Below are 21,361 nucleotides of genomic sequence, written 5' to 3' on the forward strand. Positions count from 1 at the left end.
TTTAGTATGTTCACTGAATCAGGAACGCTTTGGATGAAGCCAAGGGTCTTCGACGCTCACGAGATGGACTTTGACTTGGGGCCAGATGGCGCAGCCAAGTGGTCTGACGTCATGCTTGAGCACCACGGGCTGTACTGCCAGTTTGATGAGTTACGTTCAAGCAGTTCCACATCGAAAAGCTGGACTCTGGGCAATATCGGCCTGACCCAGGCTGACTTGGCGTCCATCGTTTTGGCTCCCGTTGGGGAAGAGCAATCTTCCTGGCAGGGTGATTGGCTTTACCTGAAGTTGATGACAGGAGGGCATGTCGATATAGAGCAAGCGGGAAACCGGCATCGCTTTATAGCCGGTAGCATGTTCTTCATTGACCCTGAACGGTCGTTCCAGGAGTCGTTTACCGAACGCGGCCAAATGATAGTTCTGCGCATTCCCAAGCCCGGTTTGCGTGATCGCGGACTTCAGCATTCATTGTCTGGGCTGGTAGTCGCTGACATGAACTCGGCTGACATGCGCGCTTCCCGCGAACTGATTTACTGCATCGCGCAGCAACAAATCGCGCCTGGCCCATTGATCCGCGACTTGATGGGCCGACAGCTGTTCGAACTGATAGACGCCATTCTGGGAAGTTCAGGAGATAAGGCCACCTCACGCAGCACTGAAGTCGTACTGTTGCGAGCTAGACGTTACATCTACACCTGTTTAAGTGATGCCGAGCTGGACACTACGGCCATTGCTGGCGCCGCGCATGTCTCGGTTAAACACCTGCAACGGTTGTTCAAAAGCCAGGACACTACGGTCATGCGTCATGTCTGGCACGTTCGCTTGCAGCACGCACAACGTCTGCTGAACGCCAACCAGACGCTCAGGCCCAGCGTTCAGGAAGTCGCATGGCGCTGCGGATTCGCTACCGCAGCCCATTTCAGCCGTGCTTACCGTGCGCAGTTCGGCATTTGCCCTTCGCAGGTTCAAGCCAATGCGGCCTGGAATACGCCAACAGGGCCTTCCAACCCAGCCAGGTGAATTGAAAAAGCGCCTCACAGACATCCAGCAAGCGCCTTTCAGATAACGGGTGTGCATCCTCTGCGCCATAGAATCAATCACGTCCTCAGAGACTGATTTATTCCCGTGGCTGCTGCCCTTATCGCCGCAGCCGTAAACCCCATCATGAGTCACCCTCTGTCCTTGACTGCGCCATTCCTCTCGCCGTCAGTGCACAGAGATGTCTAAAGGCACCCCTATGAAAAGCCACCTCGGCGCAACCGACAACGCGGATATTTCGCGTCGTGTTGAAGAAAATCAGCGTCAGTTAAAAGCTAATCTCCATGGCGCTTACGATTACATCGTGTGTGGTTCAGGCACGTCCGGATCGGTGGTAGCGCGCCGCCTCGCGGAGAACCTTGACGTTAAAGTCTTGCTGCTTGAGGCGGGTGGTAGTGACGACGTGCCAGCTGTCATGGATGCCAGTACCTGGTTCACCAATCTGGGCAGCGAGCGGGACTGGCAGTTTCAGGCACAGCCGAACCCCCACCTTAATGGCCGAGCCATACCCCTTTCCATGGGCAAAGTGCTGGGCGGCGGTGCATCGATCAACGTGATGGTCTGGTCACGAGGTCACCGCAGTGACTGGGACTATTTCGCCAGCGAGTCAGGAGATGCCGCCTGGAATTACCCATCGACTCTGGCCACCTATCGGCGTATCGAAGATTGGAAAGGCGCTGCAGATCCGCAACGCCGAGGCACCGGAGGTCCGGTTTTTGTGCAGCCTGCGCCAAACCCCAATCCGGTTGCACCGGCGATGTTGGGAGCAGCGGCAGAGCTGGGCATGGCTGTTTACGACGATCAGAACGGCGCAATGATGGAGGGCCCCGGCGGCGCTGCGTTGGCCAATCTGTGTCTGGATAATGGCCGCCGTCGTTCGATCTTCCGTAGCTACGTGTACCCGTTGATGGCCCAGCCCAACCTGACGGTGTTGACGCATACACATGTTTTGCGGGTGTTGCTGGACGGTAAGCGAGCGGTCGGGATCGAGGCGCTGCATGACGGAAAAATCATGAGCTTCAGAGCCAGGCATGAGGTTGTGCTGTCGCTCGGCGCAATCAACACGCCAAAGGTCTTGATGCTTTCGGGAATCGGCGATGCACGGCAACTCACCGGACACGGTATTGCTGTGGTGCAAGATCTCCCAGGCGTCGGCCAGAATTATCAGGACCACATCATGGTGTCCGGGTGCATCTGGGAATACGAGCAGGCTCATGCACCGCACAACAACGCAGGGGAGTCGACGTTCTTCTGGAAAAGCGATCCCGCACTTGATGTTCCGGACATCCAGACCTTCCTTGCCGAAATCCCCATAGCCACGCCTGAGGCTCAGGCCATGTTCAACCCACCTGCGGCGGCATGGTCGCTGCTACCAGGGTTGGTGCGCCCCAAAAGCCGAGGTTCGATCACGCTGTCGGGCGCCAACCCCATGGACCCGCTCAACATTGATAGCGCAGCGCTGGCCGAGCCGGAGGATCTGCAGGCCTTGGTGCGAGCGGTCGAGTTCTGCCGGGAAATTGGCAACAGTTCGACCATGCGCCCCTTCGTCCGCCGTGAAGTCATGCCCGGGAACATGAGCCGCAAGGCCTTGGAGTCGTTCGTACGCAATACGGCGTCGACCGTCTGGCATCAGTCCTGTACGGCAAAGATGGGCAGGGATGCACTGTCGGTGGTGGACTCGCAATTGCGCGTCTACGGCATTGAGAACCTCAGAATCGCAGATGCTTCGATCATGCCGCGCGTAACGACCGGCAACACCATGGCGCCGTGCGTGATTATCGGTGAACGGTTGGGCAGTCTGCTGACAGATCGCTGATTGCTTGATGCAACTGGCTGATGGCATTGCGGGTAGCGGGAAGTTTAAACGCGTTCGCAATCAAACTCGGTCAGGCATCGGCCAGCAAGGTGGGATCGAAGGCATGGAAGACTACACGCAGGTTAGGATCGTCAACGCCGCGTTGGTGTAAGCGTGCGATGTTTGGCTGCATCCCACATGCAGCCAGATGCATCGCATTCATTCCGAGCTGTCGGCTGGCGTTTTCACAGAAGGTGATCAGTGATTTACCTACCCCACGTCCAGCAGCGCTGGGCAGGACGGCCACATTTTACACCTACGAGGGGCGGGGTGGATTATTGGCCGCAACGTACTGGATCACCTCTTTAAGCGTGTCAATGTCTGGAGCATTGCTCATTAATGCTTCCGGGCGGCACCATGGGTAGTCCAGATGCGATACCCACTCCATGATGCAGTGCAGATCAGTCGCTGGCAGGGTTTTCATGTGCTCAATGGTGATGGTGAGCCTCTCGACAAGTCCCGACTCGGGGCTGAACTGCCATTCATACAGACCGCAACCGACACGGGCTTCGCCGGAGTTCTTGTCGGACATGCCGACCAGCCATTTGCATTGGAATGTTTTGGCCTCCGGTTCAGGTGGGGGTCCAAGGCAAAAGGTATAGACGTTTTCGAAGGTCTGACCGAATCGTCTGACCAGCACATCGCCGATCGGTCCAAGGCCTTCAACGTGGGAGGGAAACGAGATGGATCCCGTGTGCAAGACCATGTCCAGTATCGCGTCTGGCGCAAAGGCTTGGGATAACACATGTGGGCGGTTGCCGTCTTTGGCTTTTATGTACTGTTGAATCGATAGTTGAGCAGTGTTCATTGTTTGTCCGTCGCATCCATATCAGGTTGAGAAAAGCCTAATCCAAGGCTCACGATACTATTACACGCGAGGCCGCTTTTGCGCCTTTGATACAGCAATGTCCGGAGACCCCCGGTGTGCATGTGATCGACTGCCCGGTCGACTATTCGGAGCACGATCGCATCCTGCATCAGGAGATCAAAGCGTTGAGCGCGGCGGTATGAAAGCGGTATCAGTACCGGAAACCTCGGGGCTCCGAGCCCTCCAGCAAGAAGAGAACGTCGAAATGGCCTGGTGATCTACGATTTCATGGCTTACAGCCTTTCAGCCGTGATCATGGGAAAACCTTTTTCCCATCGGATAGTTCGCTATCTTCCCTGCTGATGTCTTTGCTGACTTTCGGCATCGGTTTCACCATGTGGCCGTTGGGGGCCATGTGTAGCAATGCCGTGGTCTTACTCTTTAAGTCGGTGGGCTTAACGAAGAAGGTTTTCTTACTCCCGCTGCAGAGTTTAACCAAAGCAGAATTGCTGCGAGAGAAGCGGCTACTATCAGCGTCAGCCACATGATGACCAACAGGGTGAATGTGACACTGTTGTTTAATTCACGAAAAATGCCGAAGGCAAAAGCTGTGTACCAGGACACACCCGAAATTGCACCTGATGCGAGAAATAAGGCAGCTCTCCTGCGGGAGACTCCAAAGAGCAGGGGGCGACTCAAGTCGCGTAGTGCTTCTGGCAACACAAACGCGTGGATGATTATTCCATTGATGGTCAGGACGATCACCACAATTACCTTCGCCCAGAGTTTAGGGTTTTCAAACTTTTCCGGCGACTCCATCCCGTAAAGGGCAAGGAAACCAAGGCCTGAAACCCACAGGAGGCATAGTCCGATAGTGACCGCGTCGCTGATGAAGTGAAAGGTGCGTCCGATTTCAGCTGGGAGGCTACCCCGACGCATCCAGCGCAAAATCCACAGGTCCAGCATCGTCGCCCCACCAAGACCGAAGCACATACCGAGCAGGTGCATACCTACAAGGAGTGTCAGTACTTTTAGATGCGGGAGTGGATCAGGCAATGGAACGCTAAGCGCAAGTGTGTCCGCGAGTAAGTGGCCGTTGCTGGAAAGCGCAAGTAGGCCGCCGAAAATCATGAGAGGCGCTCGTATCTTCATTTGTTATGATCTCAGGCCAGTGTTCTTATTTGGATGCGTGCGCAGTTTAGTTGCTGGAGAAAATGCCTTTAAATGCTCAGCGTTATGGATGTAAGTGATTGCCGCGATAGTAAGTTAGAGCGTGCTCCGGTAAAGCGCTATTGGAACGGCTGCTGTTTGCATCGTTGCTGCAAACAGCAGGATAAGTTAGAAGCCAGCCACGGGGTAAATGAGGCTGGCGACGATAACTTTACATCAACAGGTTGCGCGGGCGTGGACACTACTCAGGAAGGGACCGGTGCTTGAGCATCAATCAAACTCTGGCTCTTGAGCTCCTCCCAAAAGGCTGCCGGAATACCGACCTTCATCGCCTGTACGTTGGACACTACCTGCCCTGACGAACGCGCCCCCGGAATGATCGCGGACACTTGCGGATGGGCCGCTGCGAACTGCAAGGCGGCAGTATGAATGTCGATGCCATGTTGGCTGGCAACCGCCATGATTCGCCCGCGCTTTTCTACCGCTCCGGCAGGTAGATCCAGGCTGAAGTTATATCGGCTGCGCCCTCCCAGAAATCCATCATTGAGTGGTGTTCCAACCACGACGCTGGTGCCCTTCTTTTTCAATGCCGGAAAGGTGTTGCGCAACGCATCGCCGTGGTCAAAGAGGGAATACTGACAGGCAAGCAACACGATATCGGGAGTCGGGTCATCACTGGCCAGTGCCTGAACCACAGCATTCGGCGTATTGACTCCGAAACCCCATGCCTTGATGAGTCCCTCATCACGCATCTTTTCAAGCTCAACCATCGCCCCTGTGCGCGCAATTCGATACGCCGCTTCCCATCCGCCTTCCAGTTCGGTGTTATCTGGCGAGATGTCATGGATATAGACGATATCGATACGCGGTAGCCCCAGTCGCTGCAGGCTGTCTTCCACGGAACGACGCGCTCCTGCTGCGGTGTAGTCGTACCGGTAGTTGAAGGGCGCTGGCGACTTCCAGATGGCATGGTCCGCGCGCAGGCCACCAGCGGCAGTCAATACGCGGCCGACCTTGGTGGAGATCACATAGTTATCTGGATCTTTGCCGCGCAGAAAGCGGCCTAGACGATATTCACTCAAGCCAAACCCGTAGAACGGCGACGTATCGTAAAGCTTCACACCCGCGCCCCAAGCCGCCTGCAGAACCAGTCTCGCCTGCTCGTCGCTGATCGGCGCAAAGATATTGCCGATCTGCGTTCCGCCCATACCAAAGCGTTGAGGTGTCATGTATCTCATTGTATGCGAGGGCGAATTGAGGGGCAGGTCTGCGCGCACTAGCCGGCCTTCAGTACGCATCACGCTTCCGCGCTCGGTCAGCGAGGAGGGCGCTGGGGCATTAGCTGCCGCACTTGCGACACTCGATGCTGGCAGCAACGCGGCTGCAACGGCACCCGCCGCCGAATAGGTAAGAAAATCTCGTCTGTCCATCCAGCATTCCTTTCGCGACTGAGGTTTCAAGGGCTTATCGAAGCCGGTATTCGTACAACAAATTAGAACAACGAGGGTTACCCGGGTGACCCTAATACGCCGTATTTTGTGCATAATCCTGCCGATGCGCTTGTGCTGAGCACGCATTCTCACCAGACTCGAATATTCCGTTAACAGGACGCATGTGATGACGAGCGGTTCCTTCTCGCAGTTCGGTTCCAGCCATGCGCATGCCCTGAGCTTGCGCGAACCCGCTCAGCCCGACGAGCACCTCCAGGCACTCAAACGGCTTATCGAAAAAGTCACCCTGCAGATTGGCTTGAACGAGGTTTGCACAACGTCGATTCCAGGCTTGACCTTTTATCGAATAGCCGAGCTAGGTACGGCCGCGTACTGCATTTACGAGCCTTGCGTGGCCATCATTCTGCAGGGCGCGAAGGAGATCACGTTCGGCGAGGAAGCCTGTGAGTTCGGGCAAGCGGCGTTTTTCGTCACTTCGGTCGATATACCGACACTGGCTCGCGTTACCGCAGCTAACGAGCAAACCCCTTATTTATCAGTTGTGTTGAAGCTCGATTTTTCCATGCTCAATGAGGTGATCCTGACCCTGGAACCGCCAGAGCAGGAACTGGCTACTGAGCCGCGGGGCTTCGTATCCGGTGTGGCGACGAGTGAGATGCTCGATGCGTTCGCTCGACTCTCCACGCTGATCGAGCGGCCGCTTGAAGCAGCCTTGATGTCGGGCCTTATCAAGCGGGAGATATACGTCAGGTTGCTGCTCAGTGAAGCGGGGCATTTGTTGCGCAGCGTCACTCGCGATGGTTACCGCGACAAGGGCATCGTGAAAGCCGTTGAATGGCTAAAATATCACTACGATAAACCGTTGCAAGTGGCCGACCTCGCCGAACGATCAGGAATGGCCAGCTCTACGCTGCATCACCGCTTTCGCAAGCTGACAGGCACCAGCCCCATTCAGTATCAAAAATCGCTACGGCTGCAAGCCGCGCGTAGCCTCATGTTGACCGAGCGGGTAGACGTGAACACCGCCGCGTTGCGGGTTGGCTATGAAAGCGTCGCCCAGTTCAGCCGCGAATATGCCCGACGTTTCGGAGCCCCACCCTCGAGAGACATCAAGCATGCAAGGGAACAGGGTGGAAGGCTCGACTAGCGGTGCCACGGATGATGCGAGTACTGCATTATCCAGGCTCTCCAGAAGGAAGGTATGCAGGGCATTCATCGCCAAACGCCAATTAGATTTCAACGATAGGTAGTCGGTCGCAACTACCGCTGGGAGCGGAAAGGCCTCAGAAATGCCGCTCACTTACCCTGCCAGTCAGGGTCACTCTTTGACGTTCATGAACTCTTTGGCCCACGCCACATAGCTTTCTGGCTGGGTGTAGGTATGGGTCAGCTCTGTGGCACTCAAGTTCGAGGTGCTTTGCGTCATGTGACGTTGAGCGCGGAGGCTGTCGTAGGTGGCCTTGATCGCCGCAAAGTAGGCCGCATGGCCGGCAACGACAACGCGCACACCCAGATTCGCCAGGCGCTGGCTGTCGTTGAGCTTTGGATTACCGTAGGTCACCAGCATCAAAGGCACAGTCAGCTTTTCGGAAATTTGCTCAAGGTGCTCGAAATCTTTGATTCCAACGATACAGATGCCGTCAGCTCCAGCTTTCTCATAGGCTTGAGTCCGCTCAAGAATATCTTCGACGGGCAGCACCGCCGCGTTCGTCCGCGCGATGATCGAAAGTTCAGGGTCAACGCGCGCCTCCAGGGCTGCTTTGACTTTACCGATGCCTTCGTCAATGCAGATCAGATCTGTCGATTTGCGACCAAATTGCGCAGGCAACAAAGTATCTTCAATGGTAAGCGCGGCAACACCTGCGCGCTCAAGCTCTTCTACTGTTCGCATAACGTTGAGCGCATTACCGTAGCCATGATCGGCATCCGCTATGAAGGGGAGTTGCGCGACGCGACCTATTCGGGTTGCCTGTTCGACGAATTCGCTCAACGTGATAAGCGCGAAATCGGGTGCTGCCAATACCTGCAGTGATGCAACAGAACCACCTAGAATGCCAACCTCGAAGCCAAGATCTGCCGCGATGCGAGCGGACATCGGATCGAAAACGGAGGCTGTTTCAAAGCACAGTTTCGAAGCAAGCAGTTCCCGGAAATTACGACGCAACGCTGAGTGAGAAATTCTGGACATGACACTTCCTGGTTATGGCGACTCATTGGGGTGAGATCAACGCCAATCTTAAAAAATGATGAGATTACCACGCCGAAAAACACAGGGTCATGACGTTTGAAAATAGACGCTGCATCAAGCGCATGAGCGTTGTTACAGCCCGAATGTGCACCGCCTGTGCGGCAACTGCAATTCACCTTCTGACCGGACCTTGTAACGTTTTTTTTTGGGCAGAAGCAGGGAGGCCGCTGCACATCCAGCGCAGCCGCTGCCAGAATCTGGCTGAAGGCGGCTCGCCATCGATCATTGCGCGCAGGAGTCGCCGAGACCCACTACCCGGCGACAGCTCTCACTCAGGCGCTGGCTGAAATCAGCTAAACATGATCATCGAAACCGCAGTCATCCAGATTCCGCTAAATACAGCGAGCAGCAAGCCAAACCTAAGCATTGTCATCGGTCCTGTTTCGAACGCTCACAGCCAATGACGTCACGATCCGCTCGATGGCATCGCGGTTATCGGAACCGATCAGCCGGAAGCTCTTAATGACGACGTACTCATGATCGGACAATGTCGACTTAGCCAGCGGCCTGCGCACGCCGGTAATGATGTACTGCACATCGAACCCGGCGGCATGGATCAGCGACAGGTAATCGGCACGTGGCCAGCGCTGCCCATTTTCGTAATGTCCCTGAGCGTTAGCCTGGATGTTGCCCAGCGTCGCCACCTCGCGTTGCGACAGGCCTTGGGCTTCGCGCTCACTTCGTAAACGGTTTGCCAGTGTCATGATTTCCCCTCCTTTTATGGACGGGATAATGCCGGACCGGCACGTTCAAATGAAGGCTCGAATGAACGCAAAAAACAGAAAAAACCATCCGATTGGGTGATTTTTTTGACCTTCAGCGTTCAGCGCAAAACAGGCGGCCCAAAAGCCCTCATCCCGCCTCCCGCCGACTGGGTTTATGTACCTTTTTGCAGGTCCCCATGGATTGCAAAGAATGCTGTAGCCCAAGCGCACCGTTGGGCTTTGCAGATAATCGGATTTCCCATGACTCAGGGGGGGGCGCCACGCGCTCCCCGCAATCGCTGTCTAGAATCCTATGGACTTCGATCGGTCGCTTCCGGGATCAGCCAACCGATTTCACCCATGCCCCGTCAGGAGGAGATCATGCTCAGCTATTTATACATTGGCGCTAACGACGTCGAGGCTTCCGGACGATTCTATGACGCCGTGCTTTCACCCTTGGGTTATGAGAAAGAGGTAGCGCAGGAGCAATACTGTTTCTCTCTGCCGGATATTGCCGACAAGTCGAATGGGCCGGGAACCATTCATGTCGCGCAACCCTTTGATGGCCAACTGGCGACAGCTGGAAACGGCGTCATGTTGGCGTTTCGGGCCGATTCCAAGGCGCAGGTCGAAGCGGCTTATGAGGGCGGTCTGGCAAACGGAGGAGTGGATGAAGGCGCTCCGGGGTACCGAGACGCCTACGATGACGATTTCTACGTCGCCTACCTTCGTGATCCATTGGGAAACAAGGTCGCCGTATTCTTCATAGGTTGACGAGCCGCCTGAAAATTAACGCAGGGCGGCAAAAAACGACCGGATCGCCTCGCAAGCCTGGCGCAATGATGCGTCATCCGGGGCATAGGCAATGCGAATGTGCGGACCAGGACCAAAGGCGCTGCCGTGCACTACGGCCACATCCGCTTCGTCGAGCCGCACGTGAGCGACATCTTTCGCTGTGCAGTACTGGGCCACCCGCTGGGGTACGACCGGTCAATCCGGCACCGAAAGCGAACACATAGAACGCCCCGGCTGGACTTAGGCATTCAAGGACCGGGGTATCGTTCAACAGGGCGGGCCTTGCAATTTTCCATACGTTTTCTCGCAGCCCAGCCCCCGCGGTGACAACGTCCATCAAGCAAATTGTGGGAGCCAAAGCGCGATCTGCGGAAACAGGATCAAGAGCGCGATCAACATAAGTAATACAAAACAGAAAGGTAAGGCACCGTAGACCACATCCAGGAATTTGCCTTTATTGCGAATACTCTGCACCACGAATAGATTCATCCCGAATGGGGGAGTGATTTGTCCCATTTCGCACAGAATGATAAGTATCACGCCAAACCACAGTGGATCGAAACCCAGAGCGACAATGACTGGCACCACCAGCGGTGCCGTGGTGATCAGCATGGCCAGCGTATCCATGAAGCAGCCGAGGATGATGTAGAACACGATGATGGCCAGCAGCGTTCCCATCGGGGACATGTCGAGGTCCGTCACGAAACTGACCAAGGTGGATGTCAGCCCTATGGAAGACAGCACGAAATTGAGGAAAAACGCCGACAAGGTAATGAATATGATCATTCCGGTCGTGCGCATAGTGGACTCGAAGGCCTGTGCCAGATTTTGCCAGGTAAACGCGCGTCGCCACAGGCCCAGGGAAAACGCAGCAATGACCCCCAGGGCGGCCGACTCACTGGCAGTTGCGAAGCCGCTGTAGATGGCACCGACCACCAGGGCGAAGATGGCCAGCGGCGGCAGCAGGTCGGGAATGCTGGCCCGTCGTTCAGCCCAGGTTGAGTGTTCTTTTTTACCTCCAAGTTCCGGGCGGATAACGCAAGCCAGGACGATTATGGCGACGAACATGAAGCTGAGCAGAATGCCGGGAATCGTCGCTGCCAGATAGAGTTTGGGCACCGACAGATTGGCGATCAGCGCGAACAGAATCATGTTGATCGAGGGTGGGATCAATATGCCAAGAGTACCGCCAGCGGCGATAGACCCGAGGAACAGCGGAGCCGGATAGCCTTTTCGCTCCTGCTCCGGCAGGGCTATGGTCGAGATCGTTGCGGCGGTCGCCACGCTGGAGCCGCTGGTTGCCGAAAACAGCGCGGAGGCGCCGATGTTGGAGTTCATCAAGCCGCCGGGCAGCCACGACAGCCATTTGGCGACGGCGCCATACATACGTCCTGCGACGCCCGAGCACACCAGTAACTCGCCCATGAGTATGTAAAGCGGAATAGCCACCAGCAGGAATTCGGCGCTGGTGCTCCAGGCAATTTCGCCCATGGCGTTGCTCAGTGGCAATGTCGAAAACAGTTCTGACAACGAAATGCCCAGCAGGCCGACGCTGACCGCTGCGGCCACGCTCAAGCCAAGCAAGGCGAGCAGGGTGAAGAGGGTAAAGGCCAGCATCTAGTTCGCTCCATTCGATGGGGAAGTTTTGAGCCCCGGCGCGGGACTGTGGATTTCTTCTTGAATGTCCTCCTCAACGGAGTTGATGCCGATCAGCGCAGTGATCGACGCCCATCTTTGTTGACGCAGATGGGTCAGGCTCGCGCAGGCCAGTACCACAATGGTGAGGGCAAAGAACACATAGCCTGCGAACCAGACTGATTGAGGCACCCACTGCGGGACCTGCAACGGCGTGGTGGAAACAGAGCGGTACTGAATGGAGTCCCACAGCACGCCCCAGGAGTGGAACAGCAAGGTACCCACGAAAATCGCCATGCAGCTCAGGGCCAGCAGGTCCAGCGACGTTCTGGCTTCGGGCTTCAGCCGTGAGTAGAGAATGTCTACCCGGATATGCGAGCGCTTTAACAGGGCGATGGGAAACGCCCAGGTGCTGACAATGGCCAGGACATAACCGGCTATTTCATCGGCGCCGCCCATGGACATGCCAATGGTCTTTCGCAGGATCAGGTCGGTACCGATCATCAATGCAGTGCCCATCAGCGCAATGCCGCCGAGCCAGGCGCTCAGCCTGGCGATGGTGTTTACGAGCCGGATACCAGAAGATTCAGTGTGTTTCATGTCCGGGGGTCTCCGAAAACGGGTGCGGGTCAGGGTTTTTGCAGATTTACGCCAAGGGCAACGCCCGCCGTGGCATTCCAGTGCTCGACACATTGCGCCCCGCAGCGTTTGCCCCAGTTGTTGGCGATCTTGAGCACGGCGTCCCGCACAACCTGTTTTTCGACGTTTGTCGGTGTGCTGACCTGCATATTGGCGGGGTGGTGAATCTGGCAGTCAGGCGCGCCGATATTGCAGGCCAATGCAGAGTGATTTTCCCTGGCGGTTTCTTCCCACCACTTGGCTTCGAGTACGTCGGACTGTTCCTGCAGCAGGCGCTGTACAGGTTCGGGCAATGATTGCCAGCGCTTCAGGCCCATGGCGTAGAAACCAATCGACCAGTCCACAGGCAAGTTATAGATGTGGTTGGCAACGTCGTACCATCTGGCCGCGTTGCCTGAGCCAATGCCTGTCACCGCACAATCAATGACGCCGGTCTGCATGGCCGTCACGACCTCGGCGAAAGGCAAGGTCATGGGTGCTCCGCCGAGCGCTTTGATCATCTCGGACATATTGCGCCCGCGAACGCGAATCTTGCGTCCCTTGAGGTCTTCTATCGAGGTGATGGGGGTGCGACAGAAGAACACTTGCGCCGTATAGGGCACCGTTGCCAGCAGCTTGACGCCATGTCGTTCGGCCATGCGTTGTGCCAATACCGGTTTGAACGCGGCCGAAACCCGATGTGAGGTTTCGATATCGGCAGCCATGCCGGGCAGATCTATACCTTCGAAGAATGGATCATCACCGGCGACGAAAGCGAAAACCCCCATGCCGACATCCACCGCGCCAAGACGTATCAGGCGCACCATCTCCGGACCTTTGAGGCCGCTCTCCGATAGCCCTCTGAGGCGAGCCGTGACGGTCCCGCCAGAACTCGCGGGCAGGGTCGTGTTCCAGAACGGCTTTTCCACTGCGCGAAACGTGTAATTGTGGCTGCCACCGCCAATGACATTGAAGTGGGTGGTTGCCGGGGTGTCCGCAAAGGCTGCGGGCCCGATCAGACCGCTGAGCAGGGCAATGATCAGGGGCGGTATCTTGAACGGTTGCATGGTAGTCCTTTTGTTTTTTTGAGGGAGCTACATGGCAGAAACGGGGCAGCGAAGCGGGTCTTTGTTCACCTGTTCAAAAGTCTCCGATTGCAGCGTTGATGATCGATCTGGAACCTACGACATCCGGGAATTTCTCGCCGTTTGCCAGTCTTGCCAAGGTGTTTTTTTCGTTCTCCTGAAACTCGATTGCGCGTCTGGCCAGTGTGAGGACCTGGTCTGGCTTGATGATGACGATGCCATTCTCATCGGCGACCACGGCATCACCGGGATGAACAACCACACCGCCACACTGGACAGGCGTACAAAACTCACCTTCGTCCCCCTTGAGCCGGGTGGTCACGGCACTGGCGCCCCAGGACCATATGGGAACCCCATACTGGCGCAACTCACCCAGGTCGGTGACGAACCCATCAATGACGATCCCGGCGATTCCAGCCTGCCTGGCTGCATAAGCCATGGCGCCGCCCATGGCTGCGGTGACGCGCTCACCGCAGCGATCCACGATCAGGAAATCGCCTGGCCTTGCGCAACCCATCGCGTAATGCAGAATTCCCCCATCGGCCCCTGGCATTCTTACGGTGACTGCGGTTCCCGCGGTTCTAATGTCCTGGAAGTGTGCTTTTATCCGAGGACTTAAAATACCTTTAGTGGTGAAGTGGCCAATCGTTGCCGGCTCCGCTTCGAGAAGAACCGAAAGTTCTTCCCCGGCGATCTGTCGTGGTAGTTCTTCAATAATATACATGCTGGAATTTACTTGTTTTTGATGAATGTCTGATACAGTCCGTTCATCCTAACAAGCATGATTTTAATGTGATAATAAAAAACAACGAGTCAACGGCGGGACGATTTTTATCATGAGAATTACCCTGATGCAGATCGAGGCTTTCTATTGGACTGCCCGATTAGGCGGTGTCCATGCTGCCTCTCGACATCTTCATCTGACACAACCGGCAATTTCGTCTCGAATTCGCGAGATGGAGTCGTTGCTGAGTGTGAAACTTTTCGACCGCAGTAAGCAACGCATGATCATCACCGCCGATGGCCTGATTGCCCTGCAACATGCGGAACTGGCGCTTGACAACAGCGTGAAGCTTGAACGGTTTGCCGCCAAGCAAAAGCAGAATCGCAGATTGCGCGTCGGTGCTGACGAATGTTCGGCAATGGTCGGGTTGACTGCGGTCATTGCCGAAATCAAGGCGCATTTCCCGGAGATCACTCTTGAAATCACTATCGATGTGGGGGCGGTGCTTAACCAGAAGTTGAATGATCACGAGCTTGACCTGGCGCTTCTGACCAATCCGATTACGCGAGACGATGTCACTGACATCTTTTTAGGATGGATGACCTTTCAGTGGGTAGCCGCCGCACAACTGGAGATCGAAGGTGGGGAGTTTCTACCGAAACACGCTTGCGCCCATCCCATAGTGACGCATTCCGCGCCCTCGACATTGTATTCAGTCGTTGAGCGGTGGCTTAAAGAGGGGGGGAGTGTGTCCGAGGCTTTCCACTCCAGTAATTCCCTGGCGTTCATCGCGAAAATGATCTCTGCCGGATATGCTATCGGGATTCTTCCGGTTCCGTTAATTCGGGATATGTTGTCCGTTGACTTATTGAAGGTGTTGCCCTGCAATCCACCTATAGAACCGGCCAGGTTCTGTTTGTCTTATGTAACGGAAAGGCCCGATGTTCAGCTCGATGAATTGGTTGCACTTACTCAGGCGACACTGTTACGCCAAAACTTTTTGGTCAGCTAACGCTCTCCGGGATACTGTTAAAGCCGAATCAAGTTTATTGATTCGGCTTTTATTGTTTATGAGCTGTTCTTATTGATGGATTCTCTTTATCCCTGAAGTGTCTTCTGAATGGCCGATATCTGTTGTCCCGCCTGGTTCAGCCATGACAGATCACTGCCCATCAGTAACATGTCGCAGCCCATATCCAAAAGGCGCCGGGAGGTTTCAGTGTCTGCGGGAAAGCAGGGCACCATGACTTGAATCGAGCGGCCATGGCATTTCTCGATCAGCAAGGCCAGGCGCGCCTGGACTTCGGGATTGCCGAGGCGATAATCGACCGGCAATTGACGCGACAGCGAGTAATCCGCCGGGCCAAAATGCACCGCATCAATACCTTCGACGTCGAGAATTTCATCGATGTTGTCGAAGAACTCGTAGCTCTCGGCCATGGGTACGATGACGCTACGGGCGTTTTCTTTTTGCGTGTAACTGGCCCAGTCAAATCCGGGTCCTGCGTAATTCGCGGAGCGAACCGAACTGTCACCGCCGCGCCGCCCGAATGGTGGGAATTTGCTGTGGCGGATGATTTCCCGCATCTGTGTGGCGCTGTGGACCTGGGGAACGATGACCCCTGAAGCGCCCATTTCCAAGGCTTTACGGATGTCCCATTCGAGGGTGCCGCGAACACGTACCAGGCTATGTATGGAGGCATGGTTGGCCGCCAGAATCAATTTTTCCATGTCTTTGTCGACGCCAAGCGCAGTGTGTTCGGCATCAACGAAGACAAAATCCAGTCCCCAGTTGCCAGCCACTTCGATGGCCATGCAGGACGTACTGTAGATGTTCATCCCGAACGTCGGGCCTTCAGCCATTCGATCTTTCAGTGACGTGATCTTCTTGTGCATTGCAAGTACCTGAGAATGCGTTGTCGGTGGCTGCTGCGTCAGAGGCGATAGGTCTCAGGCAGACGGTCGCGGAAGGGGTGTATCTCGAACACGCCGGGGTCGCGTATCAATGACTTGTTACGCGCCTTATCCAGATCGATGTCGACGCTGAAAACGCCATCTTCCTGTCCTGCGCGGATCAAGGTCTTGCCGGAAGGTTCGATGATGTGGCTCATGCCGATAAACTGCATGCCGCCGTCCAGGTCATTGCGATTTGGGGCCACGAAATAGACGATATTTTCGGCAGCGCGCACGGTACTGAAAACGTCTGGCAGCAGGCGAGCCTGCTCGGGCCAGGCCGCAGGCAGGATAACGATGTCAGCTCCCTCCAGTGCCAGGGTGCGAATGACTTCCGGGAAGCGAATTTCGTAGCAGATTGCCAGGCCGATACGGCCGATCTCAGTGTCGAATACCGGCGGCGTCCAATCAGCAGGGCGATCAGTGAAGCGGTCACCGATCATGAACGGCAGATGACGCTTGCGATGCAAACCAATGATCCCTTTGGGGCCGATCAGTGCCGCCGTATTGAAGATCGACTCGGCGTATTTTTCATAAAAACCGACGACAATGTGGATGCCGGTTTCAGCCGTAGCCGTGAGCAAGGGGTCGAGTGCGTCGAGACTGATGGCACCTTTTTCCAGTTCTTCGCGGCTGTCGAAGGAGCCTCCGGTCAACAGGCATTCGGCAAATGCGATCAGACGCGATCCTTCTTCTGCAGCTTGACGCGACAGTTCGGCAACTTTGCCGATGGTTTGCACCGGATTGCCAGCCACCGGGTGGATCTGTGCGACCGAAATTTTCATGCTGTTGCTTCCTCTTGATTGTTTATAAGGCGTGCGCTGAATAGGACGGTCAGCGCAGGGCTGACCTTGTTTACGGCACCGTTATTGCGGCTGGTAATCCATGGCCTTGTAGACTTTGCTCACCAGTTCGGGATTGATCTGCGCGGCGTATTTTTCGATCACCGGGCGAACCTTTTGCTGAATGCGCGCGATCTCTTCGGGGGCCAGTTCGTTGATTTGCATGCCGGAGTTGCGCAGTTCGGCGATCGTCGTGCTGTCGGCCTGGCGAGAAATCTCGCGTTGCTCAAGGCGCACTTCCATGGCGACCTCCGTCAGCAGGGCCTTCTCGTCATCATTCAACGTGTCCCAGAAGGGTTTGCTGATCAGCACGATCTGCGGGTTGTAGTTGTGCTGAGTCAGACTGAGGTATTTCTGAACTTCATTGAACCTTGAGGCGAGGATTAGCGCGGCCGGGTTTTCCTGGCCGTCCACGGTGTGGGTCTCGAGTGCGGTGTGAACTTCGGTGAAGGGCAGGGGTGTGGGATTCGCTCCGAGTGCGGTCCACGCATCCAGGAACAAGGGCGATTGCTGTGCGCGAATCTTCAGGCCGGCGATGTCTTCCATTTTCTGCACCGGCCGGACGTTGTTGGTCAGGTTGCGCACGCCCAACTCCCAGAAAGCCAGGCCGACCAGGTTCTTCGCCGGTAACTGGTCGATCAACATCTTGCCGACTTCGCCATCCAGCATGGCGTCGACCTTGGCCATGTCATTGTAGATAAAGGGAAAATCGAGAATGCCGAAGTCGGTCACATGATTGAGCATCAGACCGGCGTTCCAGGTCATCATTTCCACCACATTCCCCTGCAACGAGGAGAGCACTTGTACGTCGCCACCCAGCACTCCATTGGGGAAGGTTCGTACCTTGATCTTGCCGCCACTGCGTTCATTGACCTTCTTGGCAAACAGCTCCATGCCGATTGCCGGCGGCGTTCCTTTCGGGCTGGTCGCGGCAAACTTGATCGTGCGCGCGTTGTACTCGGCGGCGAAGCTCAAACTGCTGGCCAGCAGCAGCGCAGCAAGAACGGTTAGTTGCTTCTTCATGGTTTTTCCTTTTCTTGTCAGTTGTTCTAGTGGGCGAACCATTGCGCTGGAACAGTCACCAGGTCGGGGAAGATCACCAGAAGGAAGAGCACGATGACTTCGGCGATCAGGAACGGCACGGTGCCTTTGAGCAGCGCTTCGTAGCGCATGTTGCCGATACCGCAGACGACGTTGAGCACCGTGCCCACGGGCGGCGTAATCAGGCCGATGGAGCAATTGATCATGAACAGCACGCCGAAGTAGATCGGGTCGATGTTCGCGGCGGTCACTACCGGTACGAGGATTGGCGCCAGCAGCAAAACCGTCGGTGTCAGGTCCATCACCATGGAGATCACCAGAATCAACAACATCAACACCACGATCAGCAGTTTCGGGTTGTCCATGAAGGGTTGAATGAGGTCGATGATCTGGCCCGGGATGTCCGCGATGGTAATCATCCAGGCCGGGATCGAGGCTGCGGCGACCAGGAACATGACGGCCGCAGTGGTCTTTCCTGCGCGCAGCAGCAGCTCGCTGAATGACTTCAGGCTGAGTTCACGGTAGATAAGCGATGACACGAGCAGCGCATACACACTCGCCACCGCGCCCGCTTCGGTAGGGGTCACTACACCGAAGCGCAGGCCGGCCACGATGATGACTGGCAACAATAGCGCCCAAGTACTGTCGGCCAGGGCCTTGAGTCGTTCCTTGCCAGAGGCCTTCGGACTTAGTTCGACGTCGTTGTCACGACGTGACACCAGCCACCAGGCGATGACCAGCGCAACGGCAATCATCAGCCCTGGAGCGATACCCGCCAGGAACAATTTGGTGATCGACAAGCCGGAGGCGACCCCCAGGACGACAAAGCCGATGCTGGGCGGGATGATCGAGCCGAGCACCGAGACCGAGGCGATCAGGCCGCCGGATCGATTGCGGTTGTAACCTGCGATGACCATCATCGGTAGCAACAGCGCCGTCAGCGACGCCGCGTCTGCCAGTGCCGACCCGGACAGGCTGGAGAGCAGTACCCCGGCGAAGATGGTGACGTAACCAAGGCCGCCGCGCATATGGCCGACCAGGGAAATGGCCAGGTTGATAATGCGCTTGGACAGGCCGCCGCTGTTCATGACCTCACCGGCGATGATGAACAGAGGAATGGCCAGCAACGGAAAGCTGCCCGCCGAGTTGATGATGTTCTGCGCGATGATCTGGCCGTCGAACAACCCGAGCAGCCACATCAGGGCTACGCCGCAGAGGATCAGTGCATAGGCGATTGGCGCGCCTATGAGCAAGGCGGCCATCAGCACGCCGACAAAAACGCCCAGGGCCATTATTTGAGCACCCCGTGTGCGGTTGAGGACAGTGACACGCCAGCCGGTGTGGCCAGGTGCTTCACCAATTGAGCGCAAAGCAGAAGGGTGCTCAAGACGCAAAACACCAACCCGGCGCCATAGAACAACCCCATGGAAACTCCGGTGGAAGGGGCGCCTACGTGCAAGTTGATCAGTGTCTGCTTCCAGCTGCCCTGAAGAAACAGCGAGGTTGTGAACAGCATCAGCAGATAGGTCAGCGTCAACAAATGTTTGGCTGTCCTGGGCGATACACGGCTGGTCAGGATATCGACGCCGATATGGCCTTTCTCATGAAGCATGAGCTGGGAGCCAGCGAAGACCAGCCAGACGAATGCCAGCCTGGAGATTTCTTCAGTGAAGAACAAGCCGGAATTGAAGCCATAGCGCAACACTACGTTGGTGAAGATCAGCGCAGTGATACAAACCAGGCACGCGATGATCAATACCTTAAGTACTAGAAAATAGAGTTTCAGGAGTTCTTTCATGGTGCTTGCACCAGGTTGATTGTGTGAAGGCTGCGCAACTGAAATTTTTCAAGAAGAGAGGTGCTTATCCGGTTGGAGCGCGATGCAGGACAATGCAAACGGAGCATAAATAAAATCACCTTTTTTATTAGTTGTAAGTCGTCGTATGACCTGTGGTGAGTCTTTCTTTCCAGTGAAGTTATGTCAATCTCAAAAACGTTATTCACTGAGTCAATATTTTTATTAGTCAGATAAGGGAAAGTAATCAGTTGTGCAAAACAAGTCGTTAACGTTTTAAGTTGTTCGATTTTAAATAAACGGCAGGGTTGTTTTATTTGCTGTTATATGATGTCGTATGACTTCAATTGCTTTCCCAATGACAATAAAACAGGTGATAAAAAGATGACTCCATCTGAGCTTCAATCCGTTCTTTCCTCGGGGCTTCTTTCGTTCCCGCTGACTGATTTCGACAGCCGCGGTGAATTCAATGCCTCCGGGTATGCGCGACGTTTGGAGTGGTTGGCCCCGTATGGCACCAGTGCGCTTTTTGCGGCGGGTGGAACCGGGGAGTTCTTCTCCCTGGCGGCCGACGAATACAGCGCGGTCATCAAGACTGCTGTCGATACCTGCGCCAGCAGTGTACCGATCCTGGCGGGTGTGGGCGGCTCCACACGCCAGGCGATTCAATACGCGCAAGAGGCCGAGCGCCTGGGAGCCAAAGGGTTGTTGCTGCTTCCTCATTATCTGACCGAGGCGAGTCAGGAGGGTGTGGCTGCACATGTCGAAGCCGTGTGCAAATCCGTCAAGATCGGCGTCGTTGTCTACAACCGCAACGTGTGTCGTCTTACTGCGCCGCTTCTGGAAAGGTTGGCCGATCGCTGTCCGAACCTGATCGGCTACAAGGATGGTCTGGGCGATATTGAATTGATGGTCTCGATCCGTCGTCGCCTCGGTGATCGTTTCTCGTACCTGGGTGGTCTGCCGACTGCTGAGGTCTACGCCGCAGCCTACAAAGCGCTTGGAGTTCCAGTTTACTCTTCGGCGGTATTCAACTTTGTACCCAGACTGGCGATGGATTTCTATCACGCGATTGCCAGGGAAGATCACATTGCCGTTGACAAAATGATCGACGACTTCTTCCTGCCCTATCTGGACATCCGTAACCGCAAGGCCGGTTACGCGGTAAGTATCGTCAAGGCAGGTGCAAGGATTGTCGGTCATGACGCAGGTCCCGTGCGTACTCCGCTCACCGACCTGTCTTCAGAAGAGTACGAGATGCTCGCTGCGCTGATAGAAAAGCAAGGCCAATAATGACCAACAGCGCTTATGTAACTTAAACATCGACAGTGCTGAGTTAGTTACACAACGCCCCGTAAGTGCAAAGCGCTTGCGGGGCGTTTTGTTCTGGAGATGCCATAACTATGCTGGAACGATGCGCGCCAGCTTGACTCCAGCCATCTGCGCAACTCTCGCTGCGGTCTGTGATGTCGTTTCCTGCCGACAAGGCGTCTGCGGGACGCCGTCGCCCATAGCACAAAGCCTGGATGAATAGTCGAAAGGTCCGGTACAAAAGGTTGTAATAAGAACAATTCGCGTTTAAGGTGCGCGCGTCTGTCA

The 21,361-nt window shown here is 55.7% G+C and carries 21 protein-coding genes and 3 pseudogenes; 8 read left to right on the plus strand and 16 right to left on the minus strand.

The features are described 5' to 3' along the window. Nucleotides 1-33: 33 nt before the first annotated feature. A complete protein-coding gene (locus tag ACP7E4_RS14465) occupies nt 34-1,020 on the plus strand; it encodes an AraC family transcriptional regulator (protein WP_426115387.1) in 987 nt (328 codons plus the stop codon). Between the two features lie 217 nt (nt 1,021-1,237). After that, nucleotides 1,238-2,854 (plus strand): GMC family oxidoreductase, encoded by a 1,617-nt coding sequence (locus ACP7E4_RS14470; RefSeq protein ID WP_426115389.1) that lies wholly within the window; start codon nt 1,238-1,240, stop codon nt 2,852-2,854. A 70-nt stretch (nt 2,855-2,924) separates the two neighbouring features. Here the strand turns inward: ACP7E4_RS14470 and ACP7E4_RS14475 are convergent, their stop codons facing one another. Both ACP7E4_RS14475 and ACP7E4_RS14480 read right to left on the minus strand, forming a co-directional pair. Continuing rightward, on the minus strand, nt 2,925-3,140 hold the full coding sequence (locus tag ACP7E4_RS14475) for a GNAT family N-acetyltransferase (protein ID WP_426115391.1): 216 nt from the start codon (nt 3,138-3,140) through the stop codon (nt 2,925-2,927). A gap of 9 nt (nt 3,141-3,149) precedes the next feature. Next, nucleotides 3,150-3,701 (minus strand): hypothetical protein, encoded by a 552-nt coding sequence (locus tag ACP7E4_RS14480; RefSeq protein WP_426115393.1) that lies wholly within the window; start codon nt 3,699-3,701, stop codon nt 3,150-3,152. 74 nt (nt 3,702-3,775) lie between these two features. Between ACP7E4_RS14480 and ACP7E4_RS14485 the strand changes: the two are divergent. Together ACP7E4_RS14485 and ACP7E4_RS14490 are read left to right on the plus strand one after the other, a co-directional pair. After that, nucleotides 3,776-3,904 (plus strand): annotated as a pseudogene (locus ACP7E4_RS14485) (hypothetical protein); the annotation flags it as partial. Nucleotides 3,905-3,911: 7 nt separating this feature from the next. After that, nucleotides 3,912-4,117, plus strand: a pseudogene (locus ACP7E4_RS14490) (MFS transporter); the annotation flags it as partial. Nucleotides 4,118-4,142: 25 nt separating this feature from the next. Here ACP7E4_RS14490 and ACP7E4_RS14495 read toward each other — a convergent pair. Together ACP7E4_RS14495 and ACP7E4_RS14500 are read right to left on the minus strand one after the other, a co-directional pair. Then, nucleotides 4,143-4,832 (minus strand): hypothetical protein, encoded by a 690-nt coding sequence (locus tag ACP7E4_RS14495; protein ID WP_426115395.1) that lies wholly within the window; start codon nt 4,830-4,832, stop codon nt 4,143-4,145. 284 nt (nt 4,833-5,116) lie between these two features. Continuing rightward, nucleotides 5,117-6,301: an aldo/keto reductase gene (locus ACP7E4_RS14500; protein WP_426115397.1), complete on the minus strand. Its 1,185-nt coding sequence runs from the start codon at nt 6,299-6,301 to the stop codon at nt 5,117-5,119. 187 nt (nt 6,302-6,488) lie between these two features. Between ACP7E4_RS14500 and ACP7E4_RS14505 the strand changes: the two genes are divergently transcribed. After that, nucleotides 6,489-7,469 (plus strand): AraC family transcriptional regulator N-terminal domain-containing protein, encoded by a 981-nt coding sequence (locus ACP7E4_RS14505; RefSeq protein WP_426115399.1) that lies wholly within the window; start codon nt 6,489-6,491, stop codon nt 7,467-7,469. Nucleotides 7,470-7,640: 171 nt separating this feature from the next. Here the strand turns inward: ACP7E4_RS14505 and ACP7E4_RS14510 are convergent, their stop codons facing one another. Together ACP7E4_RS14510 and ACP7E4_RS14515 are read right to left on the minus strand one after the other, a co-directional pair. After that, nucleotides 7,641-8,510 carry an isocitrate lyase/PEP mutase family protein gene (locus ACP7E4_RS14510; protein WP_426115401.1) on the minus strand — a complete coding sequence of 290 codons (870 nt, stop codon included), beginning with the start codon at nt 8,508-8,510 and terminating at the stop codon, nt 7,641-7,643. A gap of 419 nt (nt 8,511-8,929) precedes the next feature. After that, nucleotides 8,930-9,274 carry a helix-turn-helix domain-containing protein gene (locus ACP7E4_RS14515; protein WP_426115403.1) on the minus strand — a complete coding sequence of 115 codons (345 nt, stop codon included), beginning with the start codon at nt 9,272-9,274 and terminating at the stop codon, nt 8,930-8,932. A gap of 381 nt (nt 9,275-9,655) precedes the next feature. Here ACP7E4_RS14515 and ACP7E4_RS14520 point away from each other — a divergent pair, with 381 nt between their 5' ends. Next, the gene (locus ACP7E4_RS14520) at nt 9,656-10,048 is read left to right on the plus strand and encodes a VOC family protein (RefSeq protein WP_426115405.1); all 393 of its coding nucleotides are present in this window, start codon (nt 9,656-9,658) and stop codon (nt 10,046-10,048) included. A gap of 15 nt (nt 10,049-10,063) precedes the next feature. On the opposite strand, the pseudogene ACP7E4_RS14525 reads toward ACP7E4_RS14520, so the two are convergent. The 5 genes and pseudogenes from ACP7E4_RS14525 to ACP7E4_RS14545 form a co-directional block, all read right to left on the minus strand. Next, a pseudogene (locus ACP7E4_RS14525) lies at nt 10,064-10,343 on the minus strand (aminotransferase class I/II-fold pyridoxal phosphate-dependent enzyme); the annotation flags it as partial. A 62-nt stretch (nt 10,344-10,405) separates the two neighbouring features. Continuing rightward, nucleotides 10,406-11,686, minus strand: coding sequence for a TRAP transporter large permease (locus tag ACP7E4_RS14530; protein ID WP_426115407.1), 1,281 nt, complete (start codon nt 11,684-11,686; stop codon nt 10,406-10,408). Continuing rightward, entirely contained in the window at nt 11,687-12,304 is a 618-nt protein-coding gene (locus ACP7E4_RS14535; RefSeq protein ID WP_426115409.1) for a TRAP transporter small permease subunit, read from the minus strand. It lies immediately after the preceding gene. A gap of 29 nt (nt 12,305-12,333) precedes the next feature. Then, nucleotides 12,334-13,389, minus strand: coding sequence for a TRAP transporter substrate-binding protein (locus tag ACP7E4_RS14540; protein ID WP_426115411.1), 1,056 nt, complete (start codon nt 13,387-13,389; stop codon nt 12,334-12,336). Between the two features lie 73 nt (nt 13,390-13,462). Further along, the gene (locus tag ACP7E4_RS14545; RefSeq protein WP_426115414.1) at nt 13,463-14,131 is read right to left on the minus strand and encodes an RraA family protein; all 669 of its coding nucleotides are present in this window, start codon (nt 14,129-14,131) and stop codon (nt 13,463-13,465) included. Between the two features lie 112 nt (nt 14,132-14,243). On the opposite strand from ACP7E4_RS14545, the gene ACP7E4_RS14550 reads away from it, so the two are divergent. Then, nucleotides 14,244-15,143, plus strand: a complete 900-nt coding sequence (locus ACP7E4_RS14550; protein WP_426115417.1) for a LysR family transcriptional regulator — start codon at nt 14,244-14,246, stop codon at nt 15,141-15,143. A gap of 86 nt (nt 15,144-15,229) precedes the next feature. Here the strand turns inward: ACP7E4_RS14550 and ACP7E4_RS14555 are convergent, their stop codons facing one another. The 5 genes from ACP7E4_RS14555 to ACP7E4_RS14575 all read right to left on the minus strand — a co-directional run bounded on the left by ACP7E4_RS14555 (nt 15,230) and on the right by ACP7E4_RS14575 (nt 19,765). Then, complete coding sequence (locus ACP7E4_RS14555) at nt 15,230-16,027, minus strand: HpcH/HpaI aldolase family protein (RefSeq protein ID WP_426115419.1); 798 nt, start codon at nt 16,025-16,027, stop codon at nt 15,230-15,232. A 38-nt stretch (nt 16,028-16,065) separates the two neighbouring features. After that, entirely contained in the window at nt 16,066-16,869 is an 804-nt protein-coding gene (locus ACP7E4_RS14560) for a carbon-nitrogen hydrolase family protein (protein WP_426115421.1), read from the minus strand. Nucleotides 16,870-16,950: 81 nt separating this feature from the next. Then, on the minus strand, nt 16,951-17,949 hold the full coding sequence (locus tag ACP7E4_RS14565) for a TRAP transporter substrate-binding protein (protein WP_426115424.1): 999 nt from the start codon (nt 17,947-17,949) through the stop codon (nt 16,951-16,953). Between the two features lie 26 nt (nt 17,950-17,975). Next, nucleotides 17,976-19,259, minus strand: coding sequence for a TRAP transporter large permease subunit (locus ACP7E4_RS14570; RefSeq protein WP_426115426.1), 1,284 nt, complete (start codon nt 19,257-19,259; stop codon nt 17,976-17,978). Next, entirely contained in the window at nt 19,259-19,765 is a 507-nt protein-coding gene (locus ACP7E4_RS14575; RefSeq protein ID WP_426115428.1) for a TRAP transporter small permease, read from the minus strand. Before ACP7E4_RS14575 ends, ACP7E4_RS14570 begins: the two co-directional genes overlap by 1 nt. A gap of 381 nt (nt 19,766-20,146) precedes the next feature. Here ACP7E4_RS14575 and kdgD point away from each other — a divergent pair, with 381 nt between their 5' ends. Next, nucleotides 20,147-21,055: a 5-dehydro-4-deoxyglucarate dehydratase gene (gene kdgD, locus ACP7E4_RS14580; protein ID WP_426115670.1), complete on the plus strand. Its 909-nt coding sequence runs from the start codon at nt 20,147-20,149 to the stop codon at nt 21,053-21,055. The last annotated feature ends 306 nt before the right edge of the window (nt 21,056-21,361 follow it).

Source organism: Pseudomonas sp. DSP3-2-3, assembly GCF_049898225.1.
Taxonomy (GTDB): domain Bacteria; phylum Pseudomonadota; class Gammaproteobacteria; order Pseudomonadales; family Pseudomonadaceae; genus Aquipseudomonas.